At 61.1% G+C, this 15187-nt stretch carries 15 protein-coding genes; 6 read left to right on the top strand and 9 right to left on the bottom strand.

The features are described 5' to 3' along the window. Positions 1 to 56 precede the first annotated feature (56 nt). Positions 57 to 767, top strand: coding sequence for a response regulator (locus tag AC0L2B_RS27290; RefSeq protein ID WP_473747527.1), 711 nt, complete (start codon positions 57 to 59; stop codon positions 765 to 767). 242 nt (positions 768 to 1009) lie between these two features. Here the strand turns inward: AC0L2B_RS27290 and AC0L2B_RS27285 are convergent, their stop codons facing one another. Then, positions 1010 to 2716: a tetratricopeptide repeat protein gene (locus AC0L2B_RS27285; RefSeq protein ID WP_473747526.1), complete on the bottom strand. Its 1707-nt coding sequence runs from the start codon at positions 2714 to 2716 to the stop codon at positions 1010 to 1012. Between the two features lie 3 nt (positions 2717 to 2719). Continuing rightward, positions 2720 to 2887 (bottom strand): DUF1127 domain-containing protein, encoded by a 168-nt coding sequence (locus AC0L2B_RS27280; protein ID WP_128172270.1) that lies wholly within the window; start codon positions 2885 to 2887, stop codon positions 2720 to 2722. Between the two features lie 314 nt (positions 2888 to 3201). Between AC0L2B_RS27280 and AC0L2B_RS27275 the strand changes: the two genes are divergently transcribed. Continuing rightward, positions 3202 to 3651, top strand: coding sequence for a dihydrofolate reductase (locus tag AC0L2B_RS27275; RefSeq protein WP_023799722.1), 450 nt, complete (start codon positions 3202 to 3204; stop codon positions 3649 to 3651). A gap of 65 nt (positions 3652 to 3716) precedes the next feature. Here the strand turns inward: AC0L2B_RS27275 and AC0L2B_RS27270 are convergent, their stop codons facing one another. Next, positions 3717 to 5000, bottom strand: a complete 1284-nt coding sequence (locus tag AC0L2B_RS27270; protein WP_287172710.1) for a DUF6600 domain-containing protein — start codon at positions 4998 to 5000, stop codon at positions 3717 to 3719. Positions 5001 to 5376: 376 nt separating this feature from the next. On the opposite strand from AC0L2B_RS27270, the gene rnk reads away from it, so the two are divergent. From rnk to AC0L2B_RS27250, 4 genes are all read left to right on the top strand, one after another. Further along, on the top strand, positions 5377 to 5838 hold the full coding sequence (gene rnk, locus AC0L2B_RS27265; RefSeq protein ID WP_287341618.1) for a nucleoside diphosphate kinase regulator: 462 nt from the start codon (positions 5377 to 5379) through the stop codon (positions 5836 to 5838). 472 nt (positions 5839 to 6310) lie between these two features. Beyond that, positions 6311 to 6790 carry a VOC family protein gene (locus tag AC0L2B_RS27260; RefSeq protein ID WP_473747524.1) on the top strand — a complete coding sequence of 160 codons (480 nt, stop codon included), beginning with the start codon at positions 6311 to 6313 and terminating at the stop codon, positions 6788 to 6790. Between the two features lie 50 nt (positions 6791 to 6840). Further along, positions 6841 to 7284, top strand: a complete 444-nt coding sequence (locus tag AC0L2B_RS27255; protein WP_031255154.1) for an SRPBCC family protein — start codon at positions 6841 to 6843, stop codon at positions 7282 to 7284. A 45-nt stretch (positions 7285 to 7329) separates the two neighbouring features. Beyond that, complete coding sequence (locus AC0L2B_RS27250; protein WP_473747522.1) at positions 7330 to 7776, top strand: SRPBCC family protein; 447 nt, start codon at positions 7330 to 7332, stop codon at positions 7774 to 7776. Between the two features lie 178 nt (positions 7777 to 7954). On the opposite strand, the gene AC0L2B_RS27245 is transcribed toward AC0L2B_RS27250, so the two are convergent. From AC0L2B_RS27245 to AC0L2B_RS27220, 6 genes are all read right to left on the bottom strand, one after another. Then, complete coding sequence (locus AC0L2B_RS27245) at positions 7955 to 9574, bottom strand: ABC transporter ATP-binding protein (RefSeq protein WP_473747520.1); 1620 nt, start codon at positions 9572 to 9574, stop codon at positions 7955 to 7957. A gap of 1 nt (position 9575) precedes the next feature. Further along, complete coding sequence (locus AC0L2B_RS27240) at positions 9576 to 10697, bottom strand: ABC transporter permease (RefSeq protein WP_473747518.1); 1122 nt, start codon at positions 10695 to 10697, stop codon at positions 9576 to 9578. Beyond that, positions 10690 to 11613: an ABC transporter permease subunit gene (locus AC0L2B_RS27235; protein ID WP_023799733.1), complete on the bottom strand. Its 924-nt coding sequence runs from the start codon at positions 11611 to 11613 to the stop codon at positions 10690 to 10692. The genes AC0L2B_RS27240 and AC0L2B_RS27235 overlap by 8 nt, the downstream gene beginning before the upstream one ends. A 162-nt stretch (positions 11614 to 11775) precedes the next feature. Continuing rightward, positions 11776 to 13368 carry a peptide ABC transporter substrate-binding protein gene (locus AC0L2B_RS27230; RefSeq protein WP_473747516.1) on the bottom strand — a complete coding sequence of 531 codons (1593 nt, stop codon included), beginning with the start codon at positions 13366 to 13368 and terminating at the stop codon, positions 11776 to 11778. A 290-nt stretch (positions 13369 to 13658) separates the two neighbouring features. Further along, positions 13659 to 14141 (bottom strand): RES family NAD+ phosphorylase, encoded by a 483-nt coding sequence (locus AC0L2B_RS27225; RefSeq protein ID WP_473747515.1) that lies wholly within the window; start codon positions 14139 to 14141, stop codon positions 13659 to 13661. Continuing rightward, complete coding sequence (locus AC0L2B_RS27220; protein WP_287172717.1) at positions 14138 to 14569, bottom strand: DUF2384 domain-containing protein; 432 nt, start codon at positions 14567 to 14569, stop codon at positions 14138 to 14140. Before AC0L2B_RS27220 ends, AC0L2B_RS27225 begins: the two co-directional genes overlap by 4 nt. Between the last annotated feature and the right edge of the window lie 618 nt (positions 14570 to 15187).

Below are 15187 nucleotides of genomic sequence, written 5' to 3'. Positions count from 1 at the left end.
TTGCACGTCACTTTAGAGGCAACTTATCCATTAGGCTGGTTGTTCGGTGGTCGATTTTGACGACGCACGCACACATAGTGGTCTGCGATGACGAACCGGATATCCGCGACACGGTGGCGGAGTATCTGGAGCTCCATGGCTATGCCGTGACGCCGGCCAATGCGGGGCCTGCCCTGCGTGAACTTATTGATAGCCAGCACGTCGATGTGGTCATATTGGATATCCGAATGCCAGGTGAGGATGGCCTCTCCCTGGCGCGATATCTACGAGAGCACTCAGACGTTGCCATTATCATGCTGACCGGATCGGCGGAAATCGTCGATCGCGTTGTCGGATTGGAGATTGGCGCCGACGACTATGTCGCCAAGCCCATGGACCTGCGGGAGTTGCTGGCGCGGGTCAAGGCGGTGCTGCGCAGGACATCGGCGAGCGAACGAGCTGCGGAGAAAACGAGTGCTCCGGGCCCTCACCAGCTCCACTTCGGCAAGTGCCGCTTCGACCCGGACGCACACAAATTATACAACGCCGACGGGGTCGAAATAGCGATCACCCCGATGGAGTTCCGGCTTCTGAAAGTATTCAGCGAACATCGCGGACGCGTACTCAACCGCGATCAACTGCTCGAACTCGCCCATGACCGCGGCTGGGACCCCTTCGATCGCAGCATCGACATTCGCGTTTCGCGCCTGCGGAAGAAAATCGAGGTCGATCCCTCCAAGCCGGAGGTGATCAGGACGATCCGCGGCATGGGTTACCTCTACGCTTGAGCGCGCCACTGGCTGGTTGAACCAGCGCCTCGGCCCCTGCGGCTTATGCGGTTTGTGGCTCCAGGGGGGTAGCCCTCTCAACCTCTGATCTTCGGGTGCGTTTCTACTATGACGTGTGGCACTGAAGCGCAGTTACCGGCCAAGCATGTCATTTTCAACCTGGGATTGCGTGTCGCAGCCGGGGTTGCGAGGCTGCGACACGTTTCCTGAGCCGACAACGACGCCGGCACCTTAAGAGCGGGTCAGAGCCGTTCGATGCCGAGAAAATCCGGCGCTCCCACCCAGGCGGCCTTGAAGCGCGCATCCATCTCTTCGGCGTCCGCTGTCCTGCCGGTCCTGCGGAAAACCTCGCGCAGGCCCCACAACGCCCAGGCGTTGTTTGGCGTCTGTTCCAGGACGTGCGCGAAGGCTGCCGCGGCCACCTCGTGCTCACCCATGGCCATGTAGACCGCGCCGAGGGTCTGTCGGACCGGATAATACCAGTAGGCCGGTTCCATATAGGCAAGGCCGTCCTCGATCGCGACCGCCGCCTCAAGCTTATCGCGGGCTTCCCGCAGGTTGCCCTGGTGCTGGGCAATGCGGGCCTCCACGATCAGCGCGCTCAATTCCAGCAAATCCGGCGCCGGAAGTCCTCCCGCCGTTTCCGTGAAAAAATCGGTCTCGGCAGCGAGCTTGCGGATTGCGGCGGTCTCGGCGCGCGCCGCCTCGCTCGCACCCTTTGCGGCGAAGGCGACGCCCCGCGCATATCGCCAGGTTGCCTTGACATAAGACAAGGCGTTTGCCGGCAGCGGCAGCGCGAGTATGGCCTCGGGATCGCTATACTGGGCGTGGGCAAAATAGGTCGCCGCCTTGATCGGCTGCAGCCCGGCCACCTTGCTGGCCGTGGTATTGGAGACCAGCGATTCGAGCTTTTTGGCCGCCTCGGCGATTGCCTCGACGTCGCCCGCCATCTGTGCGGAGGTCATCAGGAAATGCAGGTTATGCGGATAATAGCCGTCCGTGTAGACACCGGGCGTGCTCTCCGGCGCTATGCCGACGCGCTCGAAATAGGCCTCGTCCGCTGCCACCGCCTCGCGGTTGATCTCCAGGCTGTCGATCCACCGGCCGACCTGGTGATAGATGTGCGCTGGCATGTGCACGATGTGTCCGGCGCCGGGCATGAGGGCGGCAAGCCGGTCGGCATGAGCTTCGGCCCTTTCCGGCGTCGTGGATGCTTCGACGGCATGGATATAGAGATGGATCGCACCGGCATGATCCGGATTGCGCGCCAGCACCCGCTCCAACGAGGCCACAAGCTTGACCGTGTCCGGCTTTGGCGTTGCCCCGCCGTCAAGCCAGTAGTCCCACGGCATCAGGTTCATAAGCGCGTCAGCGTAGAGCGTGGCGATCTCGTCGTCCTGCGGGTGGCGGTCTGCCAGTTCCGCCATCGCCGCGGCATAGGCCTGGTTCAGGGCACCCTGATCGGCCGAAGTATCGGCGCTGTAGCGCTTGGAGAGCGCGGCGATAAGATCCTTTTCCCGGCTGGAGGCGAGGTGCGCTAGCTTTCGCGCCTGCGCGACCGCTTCGGCAGCATTCGCTGCCGCCTCCTGGCCCATGCCGGCGTTGATGTTGGGGCCGAGCACGTAGGCCTCGCCCCAGAAACACATGGCGCAGGTCGGGGCCAGCTTCTGCGCGACCCTGAAAGCGCGTTGCGCTTCGGCGTGGTTGAATGCCCACGCCCAGCGCAGGCCCTGATTGAAATAGGCCTGCGCCAGCGGGTTGGCGGTGGTGACAGGGTAGGAATGACTGCCGAGGTTTTCGACTAGCGGGACGCTTGTCGAATCCTCTGCAACCGCCGCCTTGGCCTGGCGGTGCGGAACGCCCGTTTCATGGGCATTCGCGGCGGGCGCCGCCAGAAGGGCGGCCGCGCTCGCACAGGCCAGTAGCGGGAGCCTAAATGAAAGCTTCATGGTTCAGCCCGCCTTGTCTTCTTGGCCGCGCTGCAAGCCGCGGACCACCAAGCCAATCTCGGACCGGCTGATCCCGATGTCCTTCAGGAGGGCATCGTCCATTGCCGCAAGGGTCCGTTCCGCCATGCGGTGAATCCGGTAATTCCGAAATGAGCGGTAAGCTGTTCGCATTCTCGACATCGCAATACTCCATTGATTGGCGCCGCGGGGTGCAGCGGTGCCGTTGGATTTAAACCATCGCTGTTTCAGGGGTTTTTCCGCGCCGAACTCGAAGTGTTTCGTTTGTTTCAGTGCCGGGATGGACTTTTGAGAAGGAGTTCCATAGTCCGACCGACGACACTCAAAACCACCTCCTCAACGAGGCGGTGGACCAGCCAGCCGCAGCGGAGTAAGGCAGCGGGTTGGGTCATCTTACCAAAGTGCGTGGCGCAGCATGACGTGCAAGCGTTGCGAATGCGATCAGACCGGCTATCGGTGGAGTACGCATGAAGAAGACTGTCGTTAGAGTCGTCTGTGCCATTGGCCAAGCGGGGCAGCTCGGCCTCAACGGCGGCCTTCCCTGGGAAGGCAACCGGTCGCCGGAGTTCGTCGCCGACGTTGCACGATTTTTCGACCTGACCAGAGGACACGTCTTGCTCGCCGGTCCCAAGACGATCGCGAGCGTTCCGGATTTTGCGCGCGCGGATCGGGACCTTGTCGTCGTTCGCTCCAGCATGGATCCCGAGGCCACACTCCAGCGCTTCGTCGGCCGCGTCGTCTTCATCGGCGGCGGTCCACCAGTGTGGGACGCCTACGCGCGCTTCGTCAGCCATTGGGATATCACGCGGCTGCCCTATGACGGACCGGCGGACCGCTGGTTCGATGCAAAATGGCTTACGGCGGGTGGCGAGATTGCCAGAAATCACAACGACCCCAGAAATCACCGCGACCAATGAAGGCTCGGCTCACAGCGGGCACCGCGATGGAACGATCGCGGCGCCCGTAGTCTGTACCCGCACATTTAGCAGTTCGCCCCAGTCTGCGGATCGCACGCCTTGTTTTCTTGCTGCTGTGGTTTGGGCTCGGCCTGTTCCGGCTCGGCCTGCTGCTGCTCGGCGGCGGGCTGCTCCTCAGCCTTCGGCTTCTCAGGCTTGGCCGCCTGTTCGGGCTCGGCCTGCTCCTGCTCGGCGGCGGGCTGCTCCTTGGCCTTCGGCTTCTCAGGCTTGGCCGCCTTTTCCGGTTCGGCCTGCTCCTGCTCGGCGGCCGGTTGCTCCTCGGTCGTCGGCTTCTCAGGCTTGCCCGTCTCTTCCGGCTCGGCCTGCTCCTGCTCGGCGGCCGGTTGTTCCTCGGTCGGCTTCTCAGGCTTGGCGGTCTCTTCCGGCTTGACCTCGTCATCCGGCGCCTGTTCGGTCGTTGCTGCGCCTTCGGTCGGCTTCGATTTCCGGCCTGCCTGAACCTGCTTCACCTCCTCGATGTCTTTGAGCTCAGCTGGTTTGGCCTCGGGATCGGCTTTCACTTCACCTTCAAAGACCGTGACCGTATTGTTTTCCACTTTGCCGGCCTGCTCGGGCGTCTCGGTCTCGCTGACCTCGACGACTGTCACCTGCTCGTCCGTCTCCTTCTCGATCACATCAACATCAATGACTTTGTTGATCACCACGTTGTTCTGGATGGTCACGTCGCCGGCCGGCTCGGCCGCCTCGACAATGCGCACAAACTCCGGCTCATCACGGATAACGACGACAGAAATGTCGTCAGCAAGGAATTCGCGGGTGGGGACCACGACCCAGTAAAAATCCGGCGTGGTGTCGATGGTCACCTCGATTGAAATCAAATCGGGATCACGGCGCGGCGGCAGCGGAGCCCAGATGACGTGCTCCCTTTCGCGCCGCCAGCTCACCCATGCCGGCGCCCAACGAGTGCCGGGAACCCAGTACCAGCCGATGTCGTCGGCATAGCCCCAACGGCCGTAATGGTAGGTCGCCCAGCCGAACGGCTCGTCGGACACCCAGAGCCAGCCATGCTGCTCGGTATAGACCCAATGCCCAATGGTATACGGGCGCCAGTCGTCAGCTACATCAACCGGGACGAAAACGGTCGCTCCCCGGTACGAAACCCAATCACCATGGGAAGACAGTTTATCGTAGAATGTGCTGATCGAAACGGAAACGTCGGTGGCAGCCCTCGCCTCGGACACAAGCGACAATGGCGCCACCGGATTGGGAATCTCGACGACCGTGAGCAGGCCGGCGGCTACGCCGCCCAGCATCAGCCGTACAGCGTTTTGGGCAAGGACGCGTTTCATCGCAGTTTCCTCCGAAACAGATCGCCCTTCATCCTGGAAACTCACCGGCCGTCGAATTGTTCCCGCTTGGCATCACCGCGCCTTGCTACAGGGTCGTCTTGACTTCCCCGATCTTGGCACCAACTACGGTTATATGAACGCCACAAAAAAGATCCGTCGCGATTTTCTTTTCCGGGTTTGCCCCATCGCGGGATCGTAACCCCCGGCTCGGCTGCCATGTGCCCCGGGCCGCGGGGCAAGCACATAAAATCGACATCGAACGTACGCAGGCCAGCACCGGCTCTGGGGCATCGGCTTTGAGCAAGATCTGCCTCGAATTGGCCCGTTAAACCATGCTTGAGGCAGCCCGCTCAACTGAGAATACGAGTATTCGAAAATGCAAGATAACATCAAGGCGCGGCGCAAGCCGACCATCCGCATCTCGAAATCGGACCATGCGCGTTTATCGGCGCTTGCGAGCACCGTGGCCGCACGAAATCCGCAGGCTTCCGATGAACTGCTCGCCGAACTCGAGCGAGCGCGCATCGTTTCCGATGGTTTGATCTCGGCGGGCGCCGTCCAGATGGGTTCGACGGTGACGTTCAAGCCCGATACCGGTGATGCGAAAACGGTGACGCTGGTTTTTCCTGGCGATGCGGACATCTCCGAGGGCAAGGTTTCAATCCTTACGCCGATCGGCACGGCACTGATCGGCCTCTCGGCCGGACAGTCGATCATGTGGACTGCGCGAGATGGGCGCCGGCATGAATTGTCGGTGCTTGCCGTGACCCGGCCTGCTCGGGAAAGCGATGCAGCCGATCAGCGTGCACCAGCACCTTCGACGACGGCGGGCGACTAAAGCGCGTCGCGTTTGACCGGCCTCATGCGGCGCGCTTTAGGTTGTTCTTTGTTTCCGCGAAAACTGCGGGCATCAACGAGGACCTCAAGCGCCTTCTCCACGAACGCCTCGTGATATGGACAACCGGTGCTGAAGCAAACGGCCCGGCCCTACGCCGACCCGCTCTTACCAGCCGGCGGTTGGATGGATCGACTCGGGTTAGGTGGTCTTGCCGCGTGGCAAAAAAATAACAGGTTGGCTGTCGGGAGGCGCACCACTTGTTCGTCCTTTGGACACGAAGCAACGAAACCAGGTGAAAGACCCGTGAGCGAGTTTAGATCATCGAACACATCTGCGGTCGATGTAATCCAGGCCGACCTTATGATGGCGTTCATCGGTCCGTTCAGCCGGCGAGCCGCCCAAGGGCTGGTTCGACTGAGGTCTGACAGTCGCGGCACGAACAAATACCACCCAAGAACCGAGGAGATTAAAAATGACGAAACTCGTGACCTGCCTGTGGTTCGACCACGGCGGAGCACGCAAGGCGGCAGAGTTCTATGCCGCCACCTTTCCCGACAGCCATGTGGATCGGCTGAATGCGGCCGCGTCGGACTATCCCGGCGGCAAGGAAGGCAATGAACTGACGGTCGAGTTCACAGTGCTCGGCCAGTCTTTTCTAGGCCTGAACGGCGGCCCGAATTTCAAGGCGAACGAATCCGTCAGCCTGATGGTGCTGACCGAAGATCAGGAAGAGACCGACCGCTACTGGAAGGCGATTGTTGGAAACGGCGGCAGCGAGAGCGCCTGCGGATGGTGCAAGGACCGGTGGGGCTTCTCTTGGCAGATCACGCCGAAGCGGCTGATGGAACTGACGACCAGTCCCGACCGCGCCAAGGCCAAGCGCGCGATGGAGGCGATGATGACGATGAAGAAAATCGATATCGCGGCGCTGGAAGCCGCAGCAGCAGGCTAACCCGATCCACGGCAACGACGCCCTGGTGAACTCAACGAATGGAGATGATCATGCCCAACACCGTTAAACTGCACCGGGTTCTCGCCACCAAACCCGAAAAGGTCTACCGCGCATTTCTGGAACCTGACGCGGTCGCGAGTTGGCTCCCGCCCTTCGGTTTTACCTGTACGGTGCATGAGCTTGAAGCGAAGGAAGGCGGCAAGCACAGAATGTCGTTTCGAAACTTCACGACCGGGCACAGCCATTCCTTCGGCGGCACCTATCTGAAACTCGTCCCCGGCGAGACGCTCGTCTACAGCGACGTGTTCGATGATCCGAACCTTCCGGGCGAGATGAAAGTGACCGTCACGCTGACGGCCGTTTCAGTCGGAACGGAGATGACGGTGGTTCAGGAGAACGTGCCCGATCTGATCCCGGTCGAGGCATGCTATCTCGGTTGGCAAGAGTCGCTGCGCAAGCTTGCTCACCTCGTCGAGCCCGAAATCACGCAATAAACCGTCTGCGAGATCTCATCCGGCTGCGACAACAAGGAAACCAAAATGACCAACCAGCAGATCACCATTGCCACAACGATCGCCGCGCCGATCGAACGCGTCTGGGAGGCCTACACGACGCCCGGCGATATTACACAGTGGAACTTCGCTTCCGACGACTGGTGCTGCCCAAGCGCGGAAGCCGATCTAAAGGTGGGTGGCGGCTACAAGGCGCGCATGGAAGCCAAGGACGGCAGTTTCGGCTTCGATTTCGAGGCGGTGTACGAAGAGGTCGAGCCGTACAAGGCGATCGCATTCGCCATGAGCGACGGGCGCAAGGCGCGTACGACCTTCGAAGCCGCAGGCAACGGTACGAAGGTGAAGACCATATTCGATGCCGAGACGCAGAACTCCATCGACCTGCAGCGTGACGGCTGGCAGGCGATCCTGGACAACTTCGGGCGTTATGTTGAATCCAGCGCAGGACATGAGCAAGTTCAAGGAGGTCGCTGAACTCCGCCGGAAGCAGTTTTTTCAAGCCCTGTCGGCGGAGACGATCGTCGAGATGATAGCGCTCTAAACGCCCGAGGCGATGATCGAGATCGAAGCCATAGCAGCCCTGGCTGCAAACGACGGTCTATTCGCCTCGGGACCTTTCAATCACTATCCGCTGCAGTCCTGACCGGCCGCGCTATGCGCTCAAGCGAAACCGTGTGACGTCGATGGCCGCGGCCATCAGTGTCTGCGTGTAGGATGCCTGCGGATTGCTGAAAATCGCCTCGGTCGGCCCTTCCTCGACGATCTTGCCCTGCTTCATGACGATGATGTAGTCGGCCATGGCACGCACGACGGCGAGATCGTGGCTGATGAACAGGTAGGACAGTTCATGGTCGGCCTGCAGCTTGCGCAGCAATTCGACGATCTGCTTCTGGACGGAGCGATCGAGCGCCGACGTCGGCTCGTCGAGGACGACCACCTTGGGCTTGAGGATCATCGCCCGCGCGATGGCGATGCGTTGGCGCTGGCCGCCGGAGAATTCGTGCGGGTAGCGATTGCGCGCATTCGGGTCGAGCCCGACCTCACGCAAGGCCTCGACGGCGCGCAGGTCGCGTTGCCTGCCCGACAGGGTCGGCTCATGCACCAGAAGCCCTTCGGTGATGACCTGGCCGACGGTCATGCGCGGCGACAGCGAACCGAACGGGTCCTGGAAGACCAGCTGCAATTCGCGCCGCAGCGGCCGCATGGCCTGGCGGTCGGCGGCAGAAATATCGCGATCGCCAAAGCGGATGAGCCCATCGCTTGGCAGGAGCCGCAGCAGGGCTCGGCCGAGCGTCGATTTTCCTGAACCGGATTCGCCGACGATGCCGATGGTCTGGTTGCGTTTGAGCCGGATCGAAATGTGGTCGACCGCGCGCAGGATCAGCGGCTCTCCGGCGAGAAACCCGCCGCCGATCTTGAAGGTCACTTCGACATTCCTGCCTTCGAGCAGGACAGGCGCATTTGGCGGTGGCGGCGCCTTGGTTCCGGTCGGCTCGGCGGCCAACAGCATCTTGGTATAGGCATGCTGCGGATTGACGAAAATCGCTTCCGCCTCGCCCTCGTCGACGACTTCGCCGTAGCGCATGACATAGACCCGGTCGGCAAAGCGCCGGACAATGCCGAGATCGTGGGTGATGAAGACGATCGCCATGCCAAGCTTGCGCTGCAGCTCGGCAAGCAGCATGAGAATCTGCGCCTGGATGGTCACGTCGAGCGCGGTCGTCGGTTCGTCTGCAATCAGTATATCGGGGTCGTTGGCCAGCGCCATGGCGATCATGACCCGCTGTCGCTGGCCACCCGACAATTCGTGCGGATAGGATTTCATCCGCCGCTCGGGATCGGGAATATGGACCAGCCGCAAGAGCTTGAGCGCCTCTTCGCGTGCTTGCGCCGCGCCAAGGCCACGATGCCGGCGGATCGGTTCGATCAGCTGGTTGCCGATCGAATAGAGCGGATCGAGCGAGGTCATCGGCTCCTGGAAGATCATGCTGATCTTGCGTCCGCGGACTTGGTTGAGCTCGGACTTGCTCAGGGTCAAAAGGTTGCGGCCGCGATAGTCGACGACGCCGGTCGCCTCGCCGTTCGAGGCCAGCAGGCTCATCGCCGCCATCATCGTCTGGCTTTTGCCGGAACCGGATTCGCCGACCACGGCAACGGTTTCGCCTGCATTGACGTGGATGTTGATGCCCTTGACCGCCTCGACCACGCCGTCAAGCGTGCGGAAGCGGACGCGAAGGTCCTTGACGCTGAGGATCGTTTCGGAGGTGTCCATCTCAACGATCCCTCGGGTCGAGCGCGTCGCGCAGGCCGTCGCCGACGAAATTCAGCGCGAACAGCGTCGAGACAAGGAAAAATGCTGGGAACAAAAGCAGCCAGTTGGCGGTGCCGATGTTCTTGGCGCCGGTCGAGATCAGCACGCCCCAGCTGGTCATCGGTTCCTGCACGCCGAGCCCGAGGAACGACAGAAAACTCTCCAGGATGATGACCTGCGGCACCAGCAGCGTCATATAGATGACCACTGGGCCAAGCAGGTTGGGAATGACGTGGCGGATCAGAATGCCGCGCTGGCCTATGCCCATCGCCTCCGCCGCCTGGACATATTCCTGCCGCCGGATCGACAGCGCCTGTCCGCGCACGATGCGCGCCATGTCGAGCCACAGCACGGCGCCGACCGCCAGGAACATCAGCACGAAGTTCCGGCCGAAGAACACCACCAGCATAATGACGAAGAAAATGAACGGCAGCGAATAGAGCACATCGACAATGCGCATCATCACCTCGTCTATCCTGCCGCCGGCAAGGCCGGACGCAGCGCCGTAGAGCACGCCGATGACGCCCGCAACGACCCCGGCGAGCAGGCCGATGGCCAGCGAGATGCGCCCGGCCATCAGCGTCCGCGACAGGAGATCGCGGCCGGTATTGTCGGTGCCGAACAGGAAATACTGCTGCCTGATTGAAGCGCTCATCACCGCTTCAAGGCCGTCAGCCGATTTGCTCTCTGTCTTCGTGTTGTCGAAGGCATCGGAACGGTCGAGGTAGCGGACATTGCGGTCGTCGATCGGCTTGCGCGATGTGACGGTAACGAAGATGCGATTGTCTTCCTGCCGCCACTGCTTGATGTCGACACGCATGCGCTTGATCGCCTCGTTGAGCGCGGTTTCTATCTTGTCAGGCTTCGGATAGGCCGACAAGCTCGGCGGCATGCGCACATAGTCGGCGTAGATGGTGGTGTATCGATGCGGCACCAAAGAGGGTCCGAACACGCTGAGGATTGCGATGAAGGCAAGATAATACAGGCTGAACATGGCGGCGCGGTTGGCCTTGAGGCGCGCCCAGGCATCGCCCCACAGGGAACGGCCGACGATGGCCGGAGCGGTGGCTGCGATGTCAGTCATAGCGCACCCTCGGATCGACGAAGGCATACATGACGTCGACGATCAGGTTGAAGACGATGGTGAACAGCGCGATGACCACCACGGTGCCCATGACCAGCGTGTAGTCACGGTTGAGCGCGGCCTCGACGAAATAGCGGCCGATGCCGGGAATGGAAAAGATCGTCTCGACGATGATCGAGCCGGTGAGCAGTGCCGCCGCCGCCGGGCCGGTGAAGGAGACAATCGGCAATATGGCGCCGCGCAGCGCATGCTTGACGACCACCGACCAGTCCGACAGGCCGAGCGCACGTGCGGTGCGAATGTGGTGCGAGCGCAACGATTCGATCATCGAGCCGCGCATCAGGCGGGCGACGATGGCGATCTGCGGCAAGGCGAGGGTCAGCACAGGGCCGATCTTGTTGAGCAGGGCGCCATCGCCCCAGCCGCCGATCGGCAGCAGTTTCCAGGTCAGACCGAACAGAAGCTGGATAACCGGCGCGATGACGAAGGTCGGAATGGTGCTGCCGGCGGTCGCCAGAGCGATCACCGAATAGTCGGCAAGCTTGTTCTGGTTGAGCGCGGCAATGGTGCCGAGGAGGCCGCCGAGCAGCAGCGCCAGGATCAGGGCCGAGGCGCCGATCTGGATCGATACGGGCAGGCCCCTGGCAAACAATTCGCCGACAGTGAAATCCGGCATGTTGTAGCTCGGACCGAAATTGCCGCGCAGCAGATTGCCGAGATAGTGGACATATTGCAGCCAGAGCGGGTCGTTGAGACCGAACTGCGCTTCGAGATTGGCCTTGATCTCGGGGCTCAGGCCCCGCTCCTGATTGAACGGGCCGCCAGGCGCGACGCGTATCAGGAAGAACGCCATGGTCACGATGACCAACAGCGTCGGAATGGCGGTCAGAAGCCGCCGGAATACGTAACGCAGCATCGGTTCCCCGCTTTGCTAGCAAACCGGGACCGCCGCCCCTAACGCATGACCCGAGCCGAAGGTCCGGAGAGGATCACGTGCAAAATCAAGGCGTTACAGCGCCCTGTGCGCGCCCCAAAGGACGCGCGGCGCTGTAAAGGAGCGGCAGTCCGGCCAAGGAGATCAGTCCTTGGAGATGAAGCGGGACGGATGCACATCCATGACGTTGTCCTCGAAGCCATGAAGCTTCGGAGAAACGATATCCTTGTAACTATAGTAGAGAAGCGGGATGTTGCCGACGTCATCGACGAGGATGCGCTCGGCCTCGGCGAGTTCTTTCATCCGCTCTTCGGGCTTGCCGCCGGCGGCGGCCGCCTCGTCCATGGCCTTCTCGAATTCCGGGCTGTTGTAGCTCGAATAGTTGTTGCCGCTTGCCTTGCGGGAGATGCCGAGGAAGGTTTCCGGATCCTTGTAATCCGCAATCCAGCCGGCACGCGCCACGTCGTAGTCGCCCTTCTGCTCAAGGAAGGAGTAGTGGGTCTTGGTGTCGGTGTTGAGCAGCGTGATTTCGACGCCGAGCGGCTTCAACTGCTCCTGGATGGCGACTGCAGTGTTCTTGTGGTTTTCCGACGTGTTGTAGCGGATTTCCATCTTCAGCGGTTTCTCGGGCGTATAGCCAAGCTTCTCGAGTACCTTCTTGGCCTCATCCTCGCGGTCGATCTGCGACATGTCCGCGTATTTGGCCATTGCCGGCGTGTAGCCCTCAATGCCCGGAGGCACCATCGAATAGCCGGGCAGCATTGAGTTCTGCCAGACCTTTTCGGCAAGGAAATCGCGGTCGACTGCCATGGAGATGGCATTGCGCAGTTCGACGTTGTCCCACGGAGCCTTGTCGGTCTTGATCGAAAAATAATAGGTGCCGAGGTAAGGTCCAACGCGAATTTGATCGCCAAACTTGGCCTTGAGATCGGCGAGCTGCTCGGTCGGGAGGTCGTCGTAGCTGTCGAGTTCGCCGGCCTCGAAGCGCTTTATCGCCGACGAACGATCTTCGGTCGGGATGTAGTTGACGACGTCGAGCTTGACGCTCGCAGCATCCCAGAATTTCGGATTCTTGACCAGTTTGATGTGGTCGTTGGGAACCCACTCCGCCAGGGTAAAGGGGCCGTTGGAGACCAGATTGCCCGGCTTGATCCAATCGGCGCCGAGCTTGTCAATGGACGCCTTGCTGACCGGATAAGTCGCCTGGTGGGTCAGCATTTCAAGGAAATAGGGCGTGGGCGCCTTCAGCGTCACTTCCAGGGTATTTGCGTCGATTGCCTTGACGCCCATCTCCTCCGGCTTCGCCTTGTTGGTGTTCACCTCCTCGGCGTTCTTCACGGGATAGAGCATCGAAGCATATTCGGCGCCGGTGGCCGGATCTTCCAGCCGATGAAACGCGTAGACGAAGTCATCTGCCGTGACCGGGCTACCATCCGACCAGACACCGTCCTTGCGCAGCTTGAAGGTGTAGACGGTGCCGTCGTCCGATACAGTCCAGCTTTCGGCGGCGCCCGGAATGACGTTCGCCTTCTGGTCTTGCATGACCAGCCCCTGGAACAGGTCACGCAATACAGCGGCTTCGTATATTGTCGAGGTCTTGTGCGGGTCGAGCGACTCCGATTCGGCGGCGGTGCCGCGGTTGTAGACGACCTCGGCGAAGGCTGGCGTGTAGAACGTGCCGGCGGCCAAAGCCATGGTTGTGGCGAACACCGTCGCCTTCAGCATGTTTTTCAGCATGAAGTTCTCCCTGTCGAGGCGGCCGTTCAGCTGCGCCTCTTGAGTGTTGACGCCCCGAAGCCGATTAGCTGGCCTCTTTGAGCGCGCCGCCGGTTCCCTTTCCGGCGGCTGGTGGGCAAACAGTAACGTGGTGATTTTTTATTTCAACAGACTCGTGAGGTCACCCTAAGTAAGGCGCAGCGACAGCCACTGCGCGATCGGCAAAATAGCAGTCGAGCCCGTGGACCGAGCGCCGACGTGACCGGTTCCGCGTCAATCTCACCAAGGCCTCTTGAGAAAGCCCCTCCCCGTTACGCGCCAAACAGCCGCCGGTCCCAGTAGACCGGCTGGTGCAGGCTCGTGTGGATCTTTGAAAACTCCGGATGCGCCGGATTGATCAGCACATTGCAATCGAGACGCGCCACGACACTCGGCACCAGCAGGATGGCGCTGCGCCGTTCTAAACACCAGGTTTCGCCGAATCCGTGGCTCACCATCGCCGGCATCGTGTCCCAGCCGGGCAGTGACGGCTGGGAAAAGACCTCGTAACTCAGTCCGCGCGAGATTGTGATTTCGATGTAGTGCTGGTTGGGCGGCAGTCGGCCGCTGCCATGCACCAGCTTTTCCAACAGGGCCGTCGAATAGTGCTCGCTGGTGTAGATGATAGGACTTCCGGGCGTGTTCCACCGCCCAGGCGCGATTGTCGAGCCGGTCGCATCGAAGATCGGGTAGGTGCCGGCCGGATCGCCGATACGAAAGGACGATAGAGTGCGATCGAGAGTCTGCGCCGTCACGCAGCACTGCCGTACTTCAGACCTGCGAGAATATCGACCACCATTTCGGCACCGAACTCGCTCATGATAACGACGTCGATCGGTCGCTTGTCCTCAATCATCGGGTGCGGCCGAAACAGGAAATCGCGCGCTTCCTCCTCGTTCTGCCAGACATCGACAGCAAGGCCCCAGACGCGCGCGACGCGGGCCAATCGTGTGCCCTCGTCCGACGAGAGGCGATGTACCGCCTTGCGCCGCTCGTAGGTCGCCTTGGGGATCAGCCGGTATTTGAACTGAGCATCGCCAGGCGCCAGAAGATGCGCAACGCGCTCAAGTGCGCCAATGGGAAGTCCATCCTCGATCCGGGAGATCAGCCCGAAAGGCGACCGCGCCGCCACCTCTTTAACGGGCAGCCCCAAAACGTCGGCGACATTTCCGAGCGCTAGCATATCACTCTCCATTCCATGTGAGGCAATAGTTAGCCTCACATGATGCGTCATGCAAGCCACCCGTTCAATCTGCGGCCTGTCTGCGACTACGAGAGCGTAACCGCAGGCGCAGAGAACGTCGATGCGTTCATCCTCTCTCTAATCCCAATCCGGGTTTGGATAGGTAGAGCCATCGTGCCAGTCACGATCATGCGAATACCGGTCCGAACCCGGTGGTTGCGACGATGCAGTCGCGCCCCCTGTTCTTTGCCACATAGAGATTCTGATCAGCGCAGCAAGATGTCATCCAAGGTTTGGCCGCGGCAGCAATTTGACACGACCCGCACGTCAGATCCATTCATTGCGCGAAAACCCTTGCACCTCGTGGGAAGTTTGGACTGGGGACTGGGCAGATAGCCTTCAGCGGATCGCATGATATTGATGCAAGTCAATGGGGTCCCTTACTAACTAAATCCTAGGTTGTGGTCGATGGGATCGACGGCGCTTTCTCTGCAACGAGCAGGTTGCGCCGCTTTTGTTGAAGAAGTCGGGCGTCGAAGCGGGGCGCCGCGTCGGCTGATGAATTCCACGACTTGGCGGAAGAACCGCTTCAAGCATTCGCCTCCGGCAGGAAATCTG

This window comes from Mesorhizobium sp. WSM4815 (assembly GCF_055811575.1).
This window is presented reverse-complemented; position numbering and strand designations above follow the sequence as displayed.